The 21,535-nt window shown below is 41.6% G+C and carries 14 protein-coding genes; 13 read left to right on the top strand and 1 reads right to left on the bottom strand.

The genetic code is table 11. The features are described 5' to 3' along the window. Positions 1-3: 3 nt before the first annotated feature. The 13 genes from hemW to trpS all read left to right on the top strand — a co-directional run bounded on the left by hemW (position 4) and on the right by trpS (position 18,234). Complete coding sequence (hemW, locus tag LKD48_RS00140) at positions 4-1,212, top strand: radical SAM family heme chaperone HemW (RefSeq protein ID WP_308730775.1); 1,209 nt, start codon at positions 4-6, stop codon at positions 1,210-1,212. Between the two features lie 55 nt (positions 1,213-1,267). After that, complete coding sequence (locus LKD48_RS00135) at positions 1,268-1,885, top strand: hypothetical protein (protein ID WP_308730774.1); 618 nt, start codon at positions 1,268-1,270, stop codon at positions 1,883-1,885. Between the two features lie 612 nt (positions 1,886-2,497). After that, the gene (locus tag LKD48_RS00130; RefSeq protein WP_308730773.1) at positions 2,498-3,886 is read left to right on the top strand and encodes a CapA family protein; all 1,389 of its coding nucleotides are present in this window, start codon (positions 2,498-2,500) and stop codon (positions 3,884-3,886) included. Further along, positions 3,849-5,051 (top strand): 23S rRNA (uracil(1939)-C(5))-methyltransferase RlmD, encoded by a 1,203-nt coding sequence (gene rlmD / locus LKD48_RS00125; protein WP_308730772.1) that lies wholly within the window; start codon positions 3,849-3,851, stop codon positions 5,049-5,051. Before LKD48_RS00130 ends, rlmD begins: the two co-directional genes overlap by 38 nt. Further along, positions 5,051-5,644 carry an HAD family hydrolase gene (locus tag LKD48_RS00120; RefSeq protein ID WP_066561494.1) on the top strand — a complete coding sequence of 198 codons (594 nt, stop codon included), beginning with the start codon at positions 5,051-5,053 and terminating at the stop codon, positions 5,642-5,644. The genes rlmD and LKD48_RS00120 overlap by 1 nt, the downstream gene beginning before the upstream one ends. A gap of 9 nt (positions 5,645-5,653) precedes the next feature. Then, positions 5,654-6,535, top strand: coding sequence for an aldose 1-epimerase family protein (locus tag LKD48_RS00115; protein ID WP_308730771.1), 882 nt, complete (start codon positions 5,654-5,656; stop codon positions 6,533-6,535). Positions 6,536-6,549: 14 nt separating this feature from the next. Continuing rightward, positions 6,550-7,383, top strand: coding sequence for a deoxyribonuclease IV (locus tag LKD48_RS00110; RefSeq protein WP_308730770.1), 834 nt, complete (start codon positions 6,550-6,552; stop codon positions 7,381-7,383). Between the two features lie 27 nt (positions 7,384-7,410). Beyond that, positions 7,411-9,423: a beta-galactosidase gene (locus tag LKD48_RS00105; protein ID WP_308730769.1), complete on the top strand. Its 2,013-nt coding sequence runs from the start codon at positions 7,411-7,413 to the stop codon at positions 9,421-9,423. Between the two features lie 20 nt (positions 9,424-9,443). Then, on the top strand, positions 9,444-10,811 hold the full coding sequence (locus LKD48_RS00100) for an MATE family efflux transporter (RefSeq protein ID WP_308730768.1): 1,368 nt from the start codon (positions 9,444-9,446) through the stop codon (positions 10,809-10,811). 55 nt (positions 10,812-10,866) lie between these two features. Continuing rightward, complete coding sequence (gene hflX / locus LKD48_RS00095; RefSeq protein ID WP_308730767.1) at positions 10,867-12,114, top strand: GTPase HflX; 1,248 nt, start codon at positions 10,867-10,869, stop codon at positions 12,112-12,114. A 19-nt stretch (positions 12,115-12,133) separates the two neighbouring features. Beyond that, positions 12,134-14,872 (top strand): NYN domain-containing protein, encoded by a 2,739-nt coding sequence (locus LKD48_RS00090; protein ID WP_308730766.1) that lies wholly within the window; start codon positions 12,134-12,136, stop codon positions 14,870-14,872. Positions 14,873-14,914: 42 nt separating this feature from the next. After that, entirely contained in the window at positions 14,915-17,029 is a 2,115-nt protein-coding gene (locus tag LKD48_RS00085) for an LTA synthase family protein (RefSeq protein ID WP_308730765.1), read from the top strand. Positions 17,030-17,145: 116 nt separating this feature from the next. Next, entirely contained in the window at positions 17,146-18,234 is a 1,089-nt protein-coding gene (gene trpS / locus LKD48_RS00080) for a tryptophan--tRNA ligase (RefSeq protein WP_066561475.1), read from the top strand. 72 nt (positions 18,235-18,306) lie between these two features. On the opposite strand, the gene LKD48_RS00075 is transcribed toward trpS, so the two are convergent. Next, a complete protein-coding gene (locus LKD48_RS00075) occupies positions 18,307-21,111 on the bottom strand; it encodes a glycoside hydrolase family 3 protein (RefSeq protein ID WP_308730764.1) in 2,805 nt (934 codons plus the stop codon). Positions 21,112-21,535: the final 424 nt, after the last annotated feature.

The following is a 21,535-nucleotide window of genomic DNA, read 5'->3' as shown; positions in this document are numbered from 1 at the left end:
CGGATGCTTGGTCTTTATATTCACATTCCCTTTTGTGTGCGAAAATGCCGATACTGTGATTTTTTATCGGCACCTGCATGTGATTCAGAGCGTGAAGCATATCTGAAAAGCCTGCATGGTCAGATAAAAGCAATTGGTGAACGTCTGAGACAAAAAAAGTCAGGGAAACATTATATTGTAGACAGTATTTTTATAGGAGGCGGTACGCCGTCTTTGTTATCATCTGATCAGATGCAGGCATTGATGGATGTGGTGCGAGAGTCTTTTTATGTTGCAGATGATGCTGAAATTACTGCTGAATGTAATCCTGGCACTGTCACGAGAAAAAAGCTTTGTGCATACAAAAGAGCAGGAATCAATCGCCTAAGCATAGGACTGCAGTCAGCTGATAATGAGGAACTGGCGCTTTTAGGGCGAATCCACACATGGGAAGAATTTTTAGATACCTTTAAAGCGGCTCGTAATGCCTGCTTTACTAATATCAATATTGATATCATGAGTGCGCTTCCAGGTCAGACAGTTTTATCATATCAAAATACGCTGACAAGTGTGCTTGCACTTCATCCGGAGCATATTTCAGCATATAGCCTGATCATCGAAGAGGGAACACCTTTTTTTGATGAGTATGGTGAAACTGATTGTGCCAAAAAGAAGAAAAAGGATGCCGCGAAATTGCTTCCTTCTGAAGATGAAGTGGTGCAGATGGACGAACTTACCTGGAAACTTTTAGGTGAGGCTGGCTATGAGCACTATGAGATTTCCAATTATGCATTGCCAGAAAGCGTATGCAGACACAATTTAAAGTACTGGCACTGTGAAGAATATCTTGGTGTCGGTACAGGTGCTGCTTCGTATATGAAAACAAATTCATCAGGTGATTATTGTCGTTTGAAGGTCATTACTGATACAAAAGCGTTTTCAGAGATTGACTGGAATGATCCGTTGTCTTTAGACAAATGCTTTGCGGAATGTGATATACTTTCTTTGCAGGAACAAATGGAGGAGATGGCCTTTCTTGGTCTTCGCACAAAAGAAGGTGTCAGACTGTCGTCATTTTATGAACGCTTTGGCAAATCATTTAATGAAGTATATGGGGAAGTAGTTAAGAAATATACTGCGATGGGGATGATGAAAGCAGATGAGACACATGTTGCGCTCACGCTTAAAGGCATGGAGGTCGCAAATTGGATCATGGCTGATTTTTGCGGCTGATTTTTCAGAAGAATACAAGGTGCTGTGAGATTTGCAGCACGGAAAAGAGGAAAAGATGTATCAGGTCGATTGTTCCGTTTTGCTGGACGGAAAAAAATTCTACGAGATGTCGATATGGAATATGTACTGCAGAAAGAAAAGCTATGTGTTTCTGACAGCTGTTATGTATGCATTTTCTATGTTAATGATATCATCAGCACTCCCACAGATTTTGACGGGAACAAACAACACAGCCATTATCAACGGCGGTATGGGCTTTGTATTACTTGTTCTTGTTGTCTATATGAATTATAATCATATCAGTCGTTTCAAGAGAGCTTCTAAAAACGAAGAGTGGTTAAAAAAGACAGGTAAGCATATACGAATTACAAAAGAGCAGATCGTAAATTATCGTATTGAGGCACAGGAAGAGCGTAAGTATGAGTGGTCTCAAGTACTTGGTGCATATAATCGCAAGGAAGAAATTGTTCTGTGCACAAAAAAGGATGAGCAGATCATGACACTTGATAAGTCAAAGCTTTCCGAGTCAGAGATGAAATTTATAACGGACATTATTGATGAGAGACATTTATGGAGAACGTCAATGCCGATCCGTACAGTATATCTTATGTTTGGCGCAATTACATTCGTTGGAGTTGCATGGATCGTACAAGCCATTTTAAAGGTGATGTAATATAAAAAAGTAAGCGTTTATTTTGGAAACGAAATAGATGCTTATTTTTTTATATTACAGTTCACGCGTCATGCTAGATCTTGACAAATTTCATGCTTGCATAGAAATTTGTCAGATCAGCAGGACGAAGTGGACGCCCGTTAATGAGCAAAACAAAGTTGCGAAGCAACGGCGCACGGAGCGTGCGATTTTGCGAATGGGCGTTCCGTGAACTGTAATGAAATTTGTCATGCTGTAATATTGGTTTATCCGTGAACTGTAACTTTCATGCTTGACATTTCAGAGAAAGATCTTGTAAAATTATGCCTGCTGTTTTATAATGTGATAAGATGATATCAGGGTCAAAAGCTCCAAAAGCCGTTCGTGCTTGCACGATTAGGTTTTTGAGCTTGGGACCCGCAAAAACATGAGGATGCAGCGATTTTCAAGGAAAATCAGCGAATCCGAATGTTTTTAGAATTGCGAAAGTTGCATAGCAACGGAGCAATTCGTGGATATCATAAGATAATACCAGTGTCAAAAGGTCAGAAATCTGACGCAATCTGGTATCGAAGGGGAAATTCCCATAAAGAATGGAAAGGAGTGCAGTGAGAACGCTGCAGTAATAGAAGAATGAGTAAATCCCGCAAGAAAAAGAAGGATTCTTTTAAAATTATATATATGATACTGGGAATAGAGATGCTAGTTACGGTGGCTGTAATTGGTTATTTTGGATACCATTATGGAAGTATTTTATTAGCTGGTTTTAAGAGTGCTAAGGCAAGTATTAGTTCACAGACACCGGTACAAGATCCGGGATATCCGATTGATGTGGATGGACAGGCACCGACAAATCAGGTACAGGCAGACACAGAAGTGGTTACGGAGGAGGTGTTTAAGCCAACTAGTGCTAAGCTTGTCGCAGTAGGAGACAATCTTATGCATCGTTCCTGTACATTAAGCGCAAAGAATGCTGATGGAACATATGATTTTACTAAGCATTTTGCAAATATGGCTGATATCTTTAAGGCAGCCGATCTTGCTGTGATTAGTCAGGATACTGTGTTAGGTGGTATTGAACTTGGGGCGACCTCTACTGAGACAGGTATTTTCAACACTGCAGTGGAACTTGCGGATGGTATGGCAGATGCAGGAATCAATGTTGTTCTTGCTGCTAATAATCATATCATGGATGAAGGCAGTGCCGGCCTGAATACGATGATGAGCTATTTTAGTACAAAATATCCGAATATTACGCTTCTTGGTGTAAATAACTCCAGAGAGGCTAAGGATGAGCCTGTTTATGTGGAGACAAATAACATTAAGATTGCAATGATTAATTATAGCTATGGTTCTAACCAGACAGCTGATCTGGATGCAAGTCCATATTTATTAAATCAGTATGATGAGGATTGGCTGTCTGATATATTAAAGCAGGCAAGAGAGGAAGCTGATTTTATTATCGCATTTCCATTTTGGGGCGAGCAAAACAGCATGGACTACACGCAGGAGCAGGAGCGTCAGGCACAGTTTCTGGCGGACAATGGTGTTGATCTGATTATTGGATCATATCCTCATGTAGTAGAACCTGTTAAATGGATCACAGCAGAAAATGGAGATCGTACTCTTGTTTATTATTCACTTGGCAATTTCCAGTCAATCCAGAATACAGTGGAAAATATGCTTGGCGGTCAGGCGAATGTAACAATCAGTAAGGAAGAGGATGGAACTCATATTTCAGATTACTCACTTGATTTTGTTGTAACTCATTATGAGCAGAGAGAATCTAGTGAATATTATGACATTGTCACAACATATCCGCTGGCTGATTACACAAGTGATCTGGCAGCGCGCCATGGTATGTCTGTATCTGGAAACGAGGAGTTTAATCTGGCATCTTTGCAGGGATTAAGCAGTCAGATTCTGTCAAAATGCGATCTGGACGAGAGTAAGGAACAAGATGCGTCAAAAGATGAATTAACAGATGAATCAACAGATGAATCAACAGATGGAGAAAACTAAATTGAAGACAAAAAATGCAAATAAGTGTGCAGCGGCCGGTATGTGCGGCGGCTGCACTTATATTAACGGAAGTTATGAGAAACAGCTTACAGAAAAAGAACAGTATGTGAGAACACAACTAAAGGGAATTTGTCCGGTAAATCCAATTATCGGAATGAAAAATCCATACCATTACCGCAATAAGGTGACAGCAACATTTTCCTATAAAAAAGGCGAAATTTTTTCTGGAATCTATGAGGAGAAAAGTCACAGTGTTGTGCCGGTAGATTCCTGTCTGTTAGAGGATCAGACCGCAGATCAGATTATATGTGATATAAGAGGACTGCTCAAATCATTTAAGATTACGATTTACAGTGAGCGCACACGTTATGGTCTGCTGCGCCATGTTATGATCAGACGAGGCTTTACAACAGGTGAAGTGCTAGTGATTCTTGTTGTTACTTCACCAGTGTTCCCATCAAAAAATAACTTTGTGAAAGCACTTTTAAAGATGCATCCAGAGATTACAAGTGTTGTATTAAATGTAAATGACCGGATGACAAGTATGGTGCTTGGCGATAGAAATATTGTACTGTACGGAAAGGGCTATATTGAAGATGTGCTTTGCAATAACCGTTTTCGTATCTCAGCGCAGTCCTTTTATCAGATTAATCCAGTGCAGACACAAAAGCTGTATGAAAAGGCTGTTGAGCTGGCAAATCTGACAGGTGAGGAAATTGCGATTGATGCTTACTGTGGAATTGGAACTATTGGAATGACTGCAGCATCAAAAGCAAAAACTGTACTTGGAATTGAATTAAATGCGCTCGCTGTAAAGGATGCAATTGCCAATGCGAGAGCAAATCATGTGACAAATATTCATTTTCTTCAGGGAGATGCAGGAGAACAGATGACACAGATGGCAGAGGAGGGAAGTCATGCCGATGTTGTCTTCATGGACCCACCGAGAAGCGGAAGCAGTGAAGCATTTATGGATTCAGTTGCTGTTTTAAATCCAAAGCGCATTGTATATGTTTCTTGTAATCCGCAGACACTGGCAAGAGATCTTAAATATCTGGCAAAGAAAGGCTATCACACAAAGCAAGCAACACCAGTCGATATGTTCCCGTGGACAAAGGCTGAACATGTGGAAACAGTTTGTTTACTTGAGAAAGGAAAAAAGTAATGATTAAAAATATTGTATTAGATATTGGAAATGTACTGATTCCGTTTTCATGGCGGCAGCATCTGGATCATTTTGGATTTTCAGATGAAATAAAGAAACGTCTGGCAGATGCAGTCTTTTTAAATGATGACTGGAACGAGATTGACCGAGGTGTTCTGACAAAAGAAGAACTTTTGGCTCGCTTCATTGAGAACGATCCTGGTATTGAAAAAGAAATTTATATGGTAATGGAAAATATAAATGGTACAGTTGGTGAGTATCCGTACACAAGCACATGGGTGCCAAAGCTTAAGTCAATGGGATATCGTGTGTATCTATTGTCCAATTTCAGTGATCAGCAGCTGCATGACAGCAGAGAAAAGCTTCCATTTATTGATCAGGCAGATGGTGTGCTATTATCATTTCGCTACAAGATGATAAAACCAGATGATGCGATCTACCAGAAGTTATTTGAATTATTTTCATTAAAGCCAGAAGAATGTCTGTTTTTTGATGACAAACAGGAAAATATTGACGGTGCAGTGCGAAATAAAATGAATGGACATGTGTTTACCAGCTATGAAGATGCAATGAATACAATAAAAAATATGTAGGAGGAAAAAATGGCAGTATATCAATTAGAAAACGAACACATTTATCTGGAGGTTGCAAGTCACGGCGCAGAGCTTGTGCGTCTTGTTGGCAAGAAGACAAAAAAGGAATATTTATTTGATGGAGATCCAAAGTATTGGAAGCGTCATTCTCCAATTCTGTTTCCGTTTGTCGGCGGTGTGAAAAACAAAGAGTACCGCTATAATGGAAAGACTTATACAATGACACAGCATGGATTTGCGAGAGATATGGAATTTACACTGGACAGTCAGACACAGGATACGCTGTGGTTTTCAATTGTATCTAACGAGACGACAATGGAAAATTATCCATTCACATTCCGTCTTGAGGTTGGTTATCAGTTAAAGGGAACAGAAGTAACTGTACTTTGGAATGTAATCAACACAGATACAAAAGAAATGTATTTTTCAATTGGTGCACACCCGGCATTTTTCACCAGTATGACACTAGAGGCTGGTCCAGATACAGATCATCTTCACATGGGCGATAATATTGAAGGAACATTTACCTGCTATCGTGTTACAGAAAATGCAATGGCACTTGAGGATGATACTCTTGTACTGCCGCGTGACCTGCCGCTTACAGCTGATCTGTTTTCAAGAGATGCTATTATTTCAAAGGATGATCAGGCATCACGTCTGGCACTGGCTTATCCGGATGGACAGGAGTATGTAGTTATGCAGTTTGATGAGCCAATCTTTGGATTGTGGTCACCAACTAGCGATGCACCATTTGTATGCTTAGAGCCATGGCATGGAAGATGCGATGCAGATGATTTCACAGGTACACTTCAGGAGCGCGCATATGAAAGAATGCTAGAGGTTGGCGGTGTATTTAATGGTGTTTATACAATTGGTCTGCCGCTAGAGTGATAGGAGCATAGAGAATGATTTATATTGGAAATCACGTTTCTTCGTCAAAGGGATATGAGGCGATGGGTAAACAGGAAGTAGCGCTTGGCGGCGATACGTTTGCCTTTTTCACAAGAAATCCAAGAGGCGGAAGCGCAAAAGAGATAAAAGATGAAGATGTACAGCGTCTTCTGACACTGATGAAAGATCACTCATTTGGTCCTCTTGTTGCACATGCACCATATACAATGAATGTTTGTGCAGCAAAGGAGGATATTCGCAAATTTTCTGTGGAGATGCTAAAGGATGATATAAGGCGTATGGAATATCTGCCAGGTGCCTTTTACAATTTTCATCCGGGCTCACATGTTGGTCAGGGAAGCAAAGCTGGCATTGAGCTTATAGCAGCAGCGTTAAATGAGTGCATAAGCAGTACACAGAGCGTAACGATTTTACTTGAGACGATGGCCGGAAAGGGAAGCGAGGTCGGAAGAAGCTTTGAGGAATTAAAAGAAATCATGGACCGTGTTTCATGTAAGGAAAAACTTGGTGTTTGTTTTGATACATGTCATGTGTGGGACGGTGGTTATGATATCGTTAATCATCTTGATGAAGTTCTTTCTGAGTTTGATCGTCTGATCGGTCTTGACAAACTGTGTGCTGTACATTTAAATGACAGTATGAATGATTGCGGTGCACATAAGGATCGCCATCAAAAGCTTGGTCTTGGAAAAATTGGAGAGGAAGCTTTAAGAAGAGTTGTCACTCATCCAGCGCTTCAGGGTCGTCCATTTATTCTTGAGACACCTAACGAGGATGACGGTTATGCAAGAGAGATTGCCATGGTGCGTAAGTGGCAGGAGCAATAAATTAAAAAACAGCAGGAGGAAAGCGTGATGGATCATTTATTATATGGCTGTGCATATTATGATGAGTATATGCCGTATGAACGGCTTGACAAGGATCTTGCTATGATGAAAAAGGCAGGAATCAATGTAATCAGGATTGCAGAGTCGACTTGGAGCACAGAAGAGCCAGAAGACGGAGTGTTTGATTTTTCTCATGTCACAAAGGTACTAGAAGCTTGTGAACGCGAAAAAATTAATGTTATTATCGGAACACCAACATATGCAATACCAGCTTGGATGGCAAAAAAGTATCCGGATATCATGGTGACAGATAAGAGTGGGCGACGTCCATACGGTGCGCGTCAGATTATGGACATAACACATCACGCTTACCGTTTCTACTGCGAGCGTATTATTCGTAAGCTGATGGAAGTGGTAAAGGACTATTCCTGCGTTATTGGATTTCAGCTTGACAATGAGACAAAGCATTTTGGTACGAGCAGCGAAAATGTACAGCAGGCATTTGTATCATGGATTAAGAAGCAGTATCAGGGAGATATTGAGAGGTTCAATCACGATTTCGGACTGGATTACTGGAGTAACAGAATTAACAGCTGGGAGCAGTTTCCAAGTGTAAGAGGTACTATAAATGGAAGCCTTGGCTGTGCATTTGAGCAGTTTCAAAGAAGTCTTGTAACGGAATTTTTGATGTGGCAAAGAAGTATTGTGCAGGAATATCTGCGCGAGGATCAGTTTGTTACTCATAATTTTGACTTTGCATGGAAGGGTCATTCTTACGGTGTTCAACCAGATGTTGACCATCCATCTGCATCAAAGGCACTTACAATAGCAGGCTGTGATATTTATCATCCATCACAGGATGATCTGACAGGAAAGGAAATTTCCTTCTGTGGTGATATGACACGTTCACTTAAAAAGGATAATTATCTTGTAATTGAGACAGAAGCACAAGGTTTTCCAGAGTGGACACCATATTCAGGTCAGCTTAAATTACAGGCATTTTCTCATCTTGCAAGCGGAGCTGACAGTGTGATGTACTGGCATTGGCATTCAATTCACAATGCATGTGAAACATACTGGAAAGGTATTTTAAGTCATGATCTGCAGGAGAATGCAATTTATCGTGAGGTTAGCCAGATAGGAAAATCATTTGAGGCCTTAAGCGACAAATTGATTCACTTAAAGAAAACGAATCAGGCTGCTATTATGGTCAGCAATGAAGCATTAACTGCGCTTAACTGGTTCCAAATTCCTGGCGGAAAAACTTCCTATAATGATATTGTGCGCTGGATTTATGATGCGCTTTATGAGCAGAATATAGAGTGTGATATTATCTGGACAGATGAAACTAATCTCGATGCATATAAAGTGATTTTTGTCCCTGCATTATATAGTGCGCCAAAGGAAGTATTTGAGCGTTTATCAGCATTTGCAGCAAATGGAGGTACACTTGTTGCTACCTTTAAGACAGGCTTTACTGATGAGCATGTAAAGGTGAATTGTGACAGACAGCCGGCAGGTCTTTCTGAGTGCATGGGTGCCTGGTACGATCGTTTTACTGCACCAAAAAATGTTGGTCTGTCTGGTGAAACCTTTGGCTTATCAAAGGATGAATTGCAGGTACAAGACTTTATGGAGTTAGTTGAGCCAGCTGGGGCAAAGGTACTTGCCTTTTATGATCATTATATGTGGAAAGAGTATGCCGCTGTAACTAAAAACAGCTGGGGCAAAGGTACTTGCTATTATATCGCCTGCAAGACAAGCAGTGCATACATAAAGAAATTGACTGCCAGCATTGTAAAAGAGGCAGGACTTTGGGGCTGGAAGCAGGAAATTGCATTTCCAGTTATCATAAAAGAGGGTGTAAATCAGGAGGGAAAAAAGATTCGCTATCTGTTTAATTATTCAGGAAAGGAACAGAGCGTGAAGCTGCCAAAAGAGGCGTCAAAGGTATCAAGAGTGCTCAAAGAGGAGGGCGCAGTTTTGAAAAAAGATCGTTTGACGCTTGCACCATGGGGCTTTGTAGTAGAGGAGGTTTAAGTAAACAGGAGGAAAACACTATGAATCTTGATATGACAAAAGGCAGCCCATTAAAGCTGATTTTAAAGTTTTTAGTTCCGGTATTGTTAGGATGTTTATTTCAGCAGCTTTACAATATGGTCGATACAATTATAGTAGGAAAAGGTGTTGGATCAGATGCACTTGCTGCGGTAGGTGCAACCGGAACAATTGTATTTTTCATTCTTGGTTTTATGAATGGATTGACGACAGGCTTTACTGTTTTGTCATCACAGCGTTATGGAGCAGGCGACTATGAAGGGCTTAGAAAGAGTGTCGGCAATGCTTTTGTGCTTGGCTTGATTGTGACTGTTATTATGACAATTGCGAGCTTGCTTGGCATGGACTGGCTGCTTCGCATAATGCAGACGCCAGAGGATATCTTTGATATGTCAAAGGAATATATTGTTATCATCTGTGTGGGTATTATATTTACAACATTGTATAATTTAACAGCTAGCATTTTACGTGCAGTAGGAAACAGTAAAGTTCCGCTTTATTTTCTGATTTTATCAGCACTGTTAAACGTTGTTCTTGACTTGTTCTTCATCATGGTATTGTCATGGGGCGTAGCTGGTGCTGCCATTGCAACAGTTATTTCACAGGGTGTTTCAGGAATTTTATGTCTTGTATTTTTGCTTACAAAAGTAGATATACTAAAGCTAAAGAAGGAGCACTTTAAGCTCGATCCAATTGGTGCGAAAATTCAGTTAAATATTGGTATTCCAATGGCTCTCCAATTTTCTATCACTGCAATCGGAACAATGATTTTACAGGCAGCATTGAATTTGCTTGGCTCTACAGTAGTTGCTTCTTATACAGCAGCCTGCAAGGTAGAGCAGCTTGTGACTCAGGCATTTCAGGCAATGGGCATGACAATGGCAACATACAGTGCACAAAACTGGGGCATACATTCTACTGAGCGTATAAGAAAAGGCCAGAAGACAGCAATGGTTCTTAGCTGCAGCTATGCTGTAATTATTTACTTTGTCGTTCTTGCTATACTTCCTTTTATGACATCACTGTTCTTTGACGGTGATTTGACCACGGTGATCGGCTATGTGCGCGAGTATATTCAAATCTGTGGACTTTGCTTTATTCCGCTTGGTATGATTTTTATTTATAGAAATGTACTTCAGGGATGTGGATATGCACTGTTTCCTACACTTGGAGGTGTCGTTGAGCTGATCAGCAGAAGTGTGTTTGCATTCATGGCAGCAAGGGCAAAAAGTTATACAGGTATCTGTGTTGCTAATGCAAGCGCATGGGTGACGGCCGGAATCTTCTTATGGATTGCGTACCTGTTCATTATGAAGGATATTCTAAAGAAGGACAAGGAAAGAGAATTGCAGAAAAAAGCAGACATTTGATAAACTAGGCAGTCTGCGTATGGCATTTGTAAAAGAATATAGAGAGGTTTCATATATGATAGAAACAGCACAAAAAAAAGAACGTCTGCTTTTAGTTGCGGTGAATACGGCAGAGGAGAGCAGAGTAAGAGCATCGCTGGAGGAGCTTGCTCTTTTGGTGGATACAGCTGGCGGTGAGGCCGTCGGCTCTATCTATCAGAATCTTGATCATCCAATTTCAGCTACTTATGTTGGAAAAGGAAAGATTGAAGAGATTCGCCAGCTGGCAGCACAGTTAGATGCAGACGGTATTGTGTGTGATGATGAACTTACACCGGCTCAGATGAAAAATCTAGAGCAGGAGCTTGGCTTTAATGTGCTTGACCGTACCATGGTAATTCTTGATATTTTTGCATCACGCGCAAGAAGCAGTGAGGGAAAAATTCAGGTTGAGCTGGCACAGCTTCGTTACCGTGCAAATCGTCTGACAGGAATGGGTCAGTCTATGTCGAGATTAGGCGGTGGTATTGGTACAAGAGGACCAGGTGAGAGTAAGCTTGAGACAGACCGCCGTTTGATTCATCAGCGTATAGGTCAGTTAAAGTCGGAGCTTGAGCAGGTAAAGCGCACAAGAGAAGTTACAAGAAAAAGAAGAAATGATACGCATATACCAGTTGCTGCAATTGTGGGATATACAAATGCTGGAAAATCAAGCTTGTTAAATAAGCTGACTGGTTCAGAGGTACTTGCAGAGGACAAGCTGTTTGCAACGCTTGATCCAACAACAAGACTGCTTAGTTTAGGCAATGACGAACCGCTTTTAATGACGGATACAGTAGGCTTCATTGATAAGCTTCCACATCATTTGATTGATGCATTTCGAAGTACGCTTGAGGAAGCAAAGCATGCTGATCTGATTATTCATGTTGTAGACTGTTCAAATCCAGAGCATGAGACTCAGATGCAGGTTGTATACCAGACATTAAAGGAGTTAGGTGTAGAGGGGAAACCAATCTTTACTCTTATGAACAAGCAGGATTTGTTATCAGAAGAAGAAAAAGATCTTTTCGAGCGAGATATGCAGGCAGACCGCACAATTGAGATTTCAGTAAAAGATGGCACAGGTCTTGACGAGCTGCGCGAGGTGCTTCTTTCTTTTCTTAGAAATCGCAAAAAATATGTGGAGCGTCTCTATGGATACGATGAGATGGGAAAAATTCAGTTGCTTCGCAAGTATGGACAGATTGTAACAGAGGAGTATCGTGATGATGGCGTAGCTGTCACCGGATATGTTCCAAACGAATATTATAACCAGATTCAGTAAATGACCAGGAGGGCTTAAGATGGAGCAAACGGCTCAGATAAAAGAATGTGCACATACCGTTGCCGGAATTGTGGCGCACGTAGATGCAGGAAAGACAACATTGGCTGAGAGTATGCTCTACCTGACAGGCGGCACAAGAAAGCTGGGAAGAGTTGACCACAAGGATGCATTTTTAGATACGTATGAGCTTGAGAAAAACAGAGGAATTACGATTTTTTCCAAGCAGGCAGAGCTAAATTTGAAAAACAGAAAGCTTACGCTTTTAGATACGCCAGGCCATGTGGATTTTTCGGCAGAGATGGAACGAACACTTCAGGTGCTTGATTATGCAATATTGGTAATTAGTGTTGCAGATGGCGTGTCTGGTCATGTGCAGACACTGTGGCGTTTGTTAAAGCAGTATAATGTTCCTGTATTTCTTTTTATTAACAAAATGGATCAGCCAGGTGCTGATAAAGAAGAAACGCTGCCGCAGCTACAGAAACGTCTTGATGTCCGCTGCGTAGACTTTTCTGATCTTGAAAATTTCGATGAGCGTCTGGCAGAGACAGATGAGGAATTATTGGAACAGTTCTTTGAGACTGGAAAGATTAGACTGGAACATATAAAAAAGCAGATCAAGGATCGAAAGCTTTTTCCATGTTATTTTGGCTCAGCTTTAAAGATGCAGGGTATAACAGAATTTCTGGAAGGCTTTGAGATGTATACGACAGTACCAGTGTATGGCGATTTGTTTGGAGCACGTGTATTTAAAATTGCACGTGATGCACAGGGAAAACGACTGACATATTTAAAGGTGACAGGCGGTGTGCTTAAAGCAAAGCAGGTGATTGGTGAGGAAAAGATTGATCAGATCCGCGTCTACTCAGGTGCTTCATTTACATCAGTATCAGAGGCACAGCCTGGTATGGTTTGTGCCGTAACTGGATTAAATGATACTGTGACAGGACAAGGTTTAGGCTGTGAGATTCAGGCGCAAACGCCGATTTTGGAACCTGTTCTTACATACTGCGTGTCATTTTCGCCAGAGATTGATATTCACGAGATGTATAGAAAGCTTTCTGTGTTAGAGGAGGAGGAGCCGCAGCTGCAGCTTGTATGGCAGGAGGAGACTTCTGAGATTCATGCGAGAGTCATGGGTGAGGTGCAGATTGAAATTTTGCAAAGTTTGATTCGTGAGCGCTTTGGCGTGGAAGCCTTTTTTACTTCTGGTTCCATTATTTACAAGGAAACTGTGGAGAATACTGTTGAGGGAATCGGTCATTTTGAACCGCTTCGTCATTATGCAGAGGTTCACCTTTTAATAGAACCGGGAGAACCAGGCAGCGGAATGGTTTATGAGACAAACTGCAGCGAAGATTTGCTTTCAAAGAACTGGCAGCGCCTTATTATAACGCACCTAGAAGAAAAAAAACATAAGGGTGTGCTGACAGGCTCAGAGCTGACCGATACGAAGATTACACTTATAGCAGGCCGGGCCCACATAAAGCATACAGAGGGCGGAGATTTTAGACAGGCTACTTACCGTGCTGTCAGACAGGGTCTGATGCAGGCAAAGAGCAGACTCTTAGAGCCTGTGTATGCGTACCGTCTTGAAATTCCATCAGAATGTATTGGAAGAGCAATGACTGATATTCAGCAGATGTGCGGTACGTTTTCTGCTCCTGAGCAGGAAGGAGAGCTAAGCATACTTTCTGGAACAGCACCAGTATCAACGATGCGGGGCTATCAAAGAGAGGTCGTTGCCTACAGCAGAGGTCATGGTCGTCTTTTTTGTACATTAAAGGGATATGCACCGTGCCACAATGAGGAAGAGGTAGTGGAACGCATCGGCTATTTGCCGGAAGCAGATCTGTCAAATACGCCAGACTCAGTATTTTGCACGCATGGAGCAGGCTTTGTTGTTCCATGGTATGAAGTGCCAGATTATATGCATATTGAAGGTATGGAGCTGGAATCAGAAGAAGAGAAAATGCTTCGTGCAGCAAATGAGGCAAAACGTGCTAAGCAGGAAATAGTACGTTCTCTTGAAGACTATGAGGCAGAGAATGAGGAGCTAAAGCAGATCTTTGAGAGGACCTATGGACCTGTAAAGGTGTATCGCCAAGATGACGAGGAGCAGTATCAATCCTCAGCGTCAAAGGGAGCATCTACATATCGCCCAACAAAGAAAAAGCAGCAAGAAGAGGAATATCTTCTTGTAGATGGCTATAATATTATCTTTGGCTGGCCAGAATTAAATGAGCTTTCAAAGACAGATATTGCGGCAGCAAGGCTTACATTGATGGATATTTTAAGTAATTATCAGGGTTACAGCAAGTGTAAGCTGATCCTTGTGTTTGATGCCTATAAGGTGCCAGGAGGAACAGAGCATGTTGAAAAGTACCACAATATTTATATTGTGTACACAAAAGAGGCAGAGACAGCAGATCAATATATTGAAAAAACAGTTCATGCAATGGGAAGAAAGCATCGCGTAACTGTGGCTACATCAGATGGTCTTGAGCAGGTTATCATTCTTGGACAGGGTGGTGTGCGTATGTCAGCACTTGGCTTAAAAAAGCAAATTGAAAGTGCCGGTCATGAGATTCGCGAAATGTGTACAACAAAGTCAGACAGCGGTAAAGTCTATTTGTTTCATGAGACATCTGATGATGTTAAGAAAAAGCTTGATGAGATTCGTCTGGAAAAAAATGATAAAAAAAATGATAAAAAAATTGATAAAAAAATTGATATTGGGAAACAAGGGGAAAAGTAAAAAAACATTTGAAAGTGATTTCGACTGAGAGGAGAAATTTCTATGAAGGGAAAAAAGAAATCCTTTGCAGAGAAGATTAAAAAAGAAGGATGGATGAAAATTGATTGTCATCCGCTTGCTGTGTGGTTTGGCAGTACAATTGTAACTGTTTTGCTGTTGGAATTACTCAGCAGAAAATCATTATTTAGTCTGCTTCATTTTGTATTTGTGACACCGCATTTGTTTTTAATGAACTTTATGCTTGTGCTTACAACATATTCGCTTATGTTTTTGACAAGAAGGTGGGGATTTGTCAGAGGACTTGTGGCGATTTTTTGGGGCGCAATAGGTGTGACAGATTTTGTTTTGCTTTTGTTTCGAACAACACCGTTTAACTGGCATGATTTAAGCCTGATTGATTCTGCTATGCAGGTCATGAACCATTATGTATCAGGAATTGGATTTGTAGCAATCGGTGCTGTGATTGCAGCGTGTATTGTGCTTATAGTTGTGTTGTTTAAAAAGGCAGCACGTCTTGAAAAAAGGCCAAATTACAAAAAGGGTGCGGCAAGTGTAGTAACTGTGGCATTGTTAACAGTTTATTTTTGGTGTGTTGGCCGCTGGTCTGCAATTTTGCCGCGTAATTTCAGCAATATCGCGGAAGCTTATCAGACTTATGGTCTTGCCTACTGCTTTACAAATTCATACATCAGCACTGGAATTTCAAAGCCTGATAATTACGATGCGCAAAAGGTAGAAAATATCCTGGATGAAGAGGTTGTGCCTGTAAACACTGAAGTAGAGATTGATCCAGTGGAAACTACGGCACCAGAGGAAGTATCTGTCCCAGAAGAATATGAAGAAGAGACAAAGGCACCAATCGAAGAGTACGATGCAGGCGTCAATGTTATTTATCTTCAGTTAGAGTCATTCTTTGATATTACTGATTTGAATGATGTGACAGTAAATGAAGATCCGATTCCTAATTACCATCGCTTGTTTGATACATGCTCGTCTGGTTTTTTGAGCGTTCCATCTGTCGGTGCGGGAACAGCCAACACAGAGTTTGAGATTTTGACAGGCATGAATTTGGATTTCTTCGGCTGCGGCGAATATCCATATCAGACAGTACTTCGTGAGCAGACATGTGAGAGCCTGCCGTATTGTTATGACAACATTGGCTATACATCTCATGCAATTCATAACAATTCTGCTACATTCTATAATCGAAACATGGTATTTTCACGTCTAGGCTTTGATACCTTTACGAGCATGGAGTATATGTATAACCTGACATATACGCCTGAAAATTGGGCAAAGGATAAAGTACTTACTACCAACATTATCGAGGCGATGGAGTCAACTGATACAAGTGACTTTATCTATACAATTTCCGTGCAGGGACATGGTGCATATCCGACAGAAGAGGTACTTAAGGATCCTCACATCAAAGTGACGTTAAAAGAAGATGATGAGGCCAGACAAAATCAGCTGACCTACTATGCAAATCAGATTTATGAAATGGATTTGTTTGTAGCTGAGCTGACAAGACAATTAAAGGACTTTAATGAGCCGTGTATTCTTGTTATGTATGGTGATCACCTGCCAAGTCTTGGAATTGAGGAGACTGATATGAACCAGGGAAATCTCTTCACAACAAAATATATTTTGTGGAGTAATTTCCAGATGGAAAAGCAGGATAAAAACGTCGAGGCATACCAACTTGGTGCATATGTAATGCAGCGAATGGGCATCAATGAGGGAATTATGTTCCGTTATCATCAGAAATATTTTAAGGAGCAGAATGCAAACGAAAGTGCATATTTAGACTCAATGGCTGTTATTGAGTATGATATGCTGTATGGTGATAAAGAGGTATTTGGAGGCGAAAATCCGTATCAGCCGAAAAATCTTAAGATGGGCATTCTTCCAATAACATTAGATCGTGTTTTATACAAAGATGGTACAATGTGGCTGTATGGAAGCAATTTTAATGAGTTTTCAATTGTAATCATAAATGGAAAGCAGTATGAGCCTACATCACAGCACCAGAATCTGATTAAGATAGAGGATCTGAAACTTGGCGGTGATCTTGAGGTGTGCGTGGCACAGCAGGATGATTATGGCAAGACAATTCTTAGTACGACAAGAAGCTGTCGTGTTGAGGTAAATCACTAATGGTATAGTTTGACGATATGGATTGACGTACAGCAAAAAGTGAGATATGATTATACCAAGGTTCAAAGGTCGGCGATACGACTGGAGACAGTAACTAGGAAAGGGCAAAACAGACCATGGAAAAGATTATATTAACAGGTGACAGACCGACAGGAAGACTTCACGTAGGACATTATGTAGGCTCTTTAAGAAGAAGAGTAGAACTGCAAAACTCTGGTGAATATTCCAAGATATTTATTATGATTGCAGATGCACAGGCATTAACAGATAATATTGAAAACCCGGAGAAGGTTCGTCAGAACATCATCGAGGTAGCGCTTGATTACCTCTCATGCGGATTAGACCCGGCAAAGAGTAATATCTTAATCCAGTCCCAGATTCCGGAACTGTGTGAGCTGACTTTCTACTATATGGATCTCGTTACCGTAGCAAGACTTCAGAGAAATCCTACTGTAAAATCTGAGATTCAGATGAGAAATTTCGAGGCAAGCATTCCGGTTGGATTCTTCACCTACCCGATCAGTCAGGCTGCAGATATCACTGCATTTAAGGCGACGACAGTTCCAGTTGGAGAGGATCAGCTTCCGATGATCGAGCAGACAAGAGAAATCGTCCGCAAGTTTAATTCTGTATATGACGAAGTATTAGTTGAGCCAAGCGCTTTAATTTCTACTAATCAGGCATGTCTTCGTCTGCCAGGTATCGACGGCAAGGCAAAGATGAGTAAGTCTCTTGGAAACTGTATCTATCTGTCTGACAGTGAAGCAGATGTAAAGAAGAAGATCATGAGCATGTATACCGATCCAGAACATCTTCTTGTCAGCGATCCGGGACATCTTGAGGGCAATACAGTATTTACTTATCTGGATGCATTCTGCAAGCCGGAGCACTTTGAGAGATATCTGCCAGATTATGCAAATCTGGATGAATTAAAGGCTCATTACACAAGAGGCGGTCTTGGCGATGTAAAGGTAAAGAAATTCTTAAATAACATTATTCAGGAAGAGTTAGAGCCGATTCGTAAGAGACGTAAGGAATACGAGAAGGATATTCCAGAAGTTTATAACATTCTTCGCAAGGGTACCGAGGCTGCAAGAGAGGTTGCGGCACAGACATTGTCTGAGGTAAAGAGTGCAATGAAGATCAACTATTTTGATGATGTTGAGCTTATTAAGGCACAGAGCGAGAAGTATAAGGGAATCTAAGGAAAATAGAAACAAAATAAGGGCGTTCAAAGTCCGGTGCGAGTTAACCGAACTTTGAACGCCTCTTTTTTATCAATCTTTATCGCTAAAGCTAGTGACAATATCAATTGGCTCAAATGTTATGGAAATTGGAGTAAGACCGCCCTGACCAAAGTAAAGGCGTACATAGTGGTGGAAGCCAAATACACCGCCCTCTCTGGAGAGAGTCACTTCCTTTCCTTCACTTCCGTTGAAACTGTAGGTGCCAAACAGCTGATTGTCTACAAAGACAGATACCGGCATCTGAGCGAGTGGTGTGGACTCTGAGGAAGCTGTGATGCTGATACGAAAAGTACCAAAGCCCTCGGTGGTGATTCCAAACATATGGCTGTCGCCTTTTTCGCTGGAAATTCCATTAAGAGGAAGTGTGGTAACTCCCTTGATATCATGATATACGATATCAAAATCAGAAGTAAGCTGTGCATTTTCCGGTACATTTACAAGCTCAATCTCTGCTTCTTTGCCAGTAAGACGAAGAAGAGCAGGGGAGTTCATCAAAAAGCGGCAGATATTTTCAGCACAGCGAGTTAGATGACGGCGCTCTAAACGACCGCTTGCAAGTGCAGCTTCAAGATCACCCATTACCTGCGTTGTATCGGATGTTACCATGTAGAGATCATTCTGCGCGAGAACCATAGCAGCAAATTTTTCACGAGATGGCTTGTCCTTTGGTGCATTGTTGATCTCAGCCCACCAGTCTGTCATAACGATGCCTTCAAAGCCCCACTCACCACGCAAAATATCTGTGTTAAGCTGATGGTTTCCAGCAGTCCAAAGACCATTTACGCTTCCGTAGGTAGTCATAATAGAGCTTGCATAGCCGCTTTTTACAGCAATCTCAAAGCCCTTTAAGTAGATTTCACGAACTGCGCGCTCAGAAATGACACTGTCCACAAAACGACGGTGATACTCCTGATTGTTTCCGCAGAAATGCTTGATTGTTCCTGTTACACCAGCGCGTCCCATTCCCTCTAACTGAGCGGAGGCGATCACACCACTTAAAAGTGGATCCTCAGAGAAATATTCGAAGTTACGGCCGTTTAGCGGACAGCGGTGAATATTCATGCCAGGTCCAAGAAGGCTTTCGATATGGTTATTTCTCATCTCGATTCCTTCCATTTCAAAAAGATCAGCGTTCAGGCTTGTGTTGAACGTGCAGGCAAGCAAGGTTCCGCCAGGAAGACTAAATGCGTTAGTACCGCAGTCCATGCGAAGGCCGGACGGACCATCTGTGCAGCAGCCAGCCGGGATGCCAAAGTATGTAAGATTTGGTGTCAGACCACCGAAAGCAGCAGCAGTTCCAGGTGTTACTTTTGGACTTGACATGCCTTCGCCCTTTACTATATGGCACAAATCGAGATCAGACAGCTGTGCAAGAAATTCGTCCATAGAAACAATGCCGCGTTTTACGTCATCAAGCTTATAGCCCTTATCACCAGTATAGTCAGCACATTGCGGACATGTATCCTCACTGTAATGCTGTAAGTAAACAGGAGCAGCCTGAATAATAGGTACAAGTGTACCATCCTCATTTGTCTTAGGAGTCATGCGCTCAAGATGGCGGCGAGGAGCAAGCTGCTGGGAGAGCTCTTCTAAAGCAACTGTTTCTGTAAGCGCGAAGCTTCCGATTTCCGTTGCATTTCGCACATTGGTACCAGCTAAAATTGTATAGGTGCCTTCCTCAAGCACATAGCAAAACGCATGTCCTGTAATGCCGCTGTCATCGTAGGAGGAAAGTGAATAAAAGTCAATCGCAAGAATACCGCTTTCACCCTCACCAGGTTCAAGAAGTTCAGTCTTTGCAAAACGAATCAGCTCGCGAGACGGCTTTCCAAGAAAACCTTGTGGCTTTTGTACATAAAACTGTACTGTTTCCTTACCTGCCACATCGCCTGTGTTTGTAATATCGTAAGTAACATGTAAGGTATCGGTTTTAGAAACTTCGCCCTTTGCAAGTCCGGCTGGCAGAGAACACATGTCAAGTGCAGCCTGTACATCAAAGGTAGTATAAGACAGACCATAGCCAAATGGATAGCGAACCTTTTCCTTCGCAAATGTTTCAAAATAGCGGTAGCCTACATAGATATCTTCTTCATAGCGAATGGTATCCTCACAGCCAAAATTCCGGGTAGATGGATAATCATCAATATGATAAGCAATCGTATCACTGAGGCGTCCGCTGGCAGGAACCTTTCCGGTGATGACATCGACAGCACCAGAACCGCCTTCCATGCCGCCCTGCCATATATAAAGAACAGATGATGGCTCATAGCGGTCAACAAAGCTCATATCAATGATATTTCCAACATTTAAGATAACAACTGTACGTGAAAAATGGCGGCATACGATTTCAAGCATTGCCTCTTCACCGTCTGTCAGATACCAGCTTCCTTTCTCAGCAGCATTGTCACGGTCCTCACCAGCAGTGCGGCCGATTACGATAAGTGCAGTCTGGCAGCGGGAAGCAGCGCCAGATACAAGTTCATCGCTAAGCGGCATTTCGACCTGACACCAAGGCTCCTGTGCCCAGCCATTTCCCAAATCAAAAGGATGATCTTTTAACCAGTTTTTGTAAGCTGTTTTTACTTCCACGTCAATTGTAAGAGAAGATTCTGTAAGGGCATAGTCAAGATCATGTACATAGCTTGTATTAACAAGACCGCCAGATCCGGTTCCGCTTTTATAATACTCAAATTGAGTACGGCCAAATACGGCACATGTCTCGCCATCGGCAAGAGGAAGTGTATTGTTTTTGTTTTCAAGAAGCACGCAGCCCTCAGCAGCAGCCTGTCTTGCAAGTGCAGCATATTGCTTCCAGTCAAGTGTAAATTTACTCATAGAAATGGTTTCCTTTCATTATAATATGCGAAATACATTGACAATTTCATGCTTCCATCTTACAATAAAAAGGATATTATTTCAATAAAAAACATTGTGAAATCACAGATATTGGCTGCAGTTCACGGGGCTATGTTACGAAAGCACTTCGGTGTAATGGTTTCGTCGCCGGACCAAACTCCGCAGGTTCCTTTTATGTTCTTTCTTAGTTATATATTACTTTGAAAGACCTGCTCCAAGTGTCCGGCTCGTGAAATCCATTCACCTTCGGGCTTTGCTATAAATATTGGCTGAGCCGTGAATTTTAAGAAATGTTGGAATAGCTATCAAAAAAATGAACATAGTAATTTATTTTAAAATTAGGAGGAAACAATAATGGAAGACGACGGCAGCGCGGATACGGATACGAATAAGCAGATTTTTG

This window comes from Anthropogastromicrobium aceti, assembly GCF_020687335.1.
GTDB classification, from domain to species: domain Bacteria; phylum Bacillota; class Clostridia; order Lachnospirales; family Lachnospiraceae; genus Anthropogastromicrobium; species Anthropogastromicrobium aceti.
The sequence above is the reverse complement of the archived record's forward strand: the minus strand, read 5'-3'. Positions and strand labels throughout refer to the sequence as shown.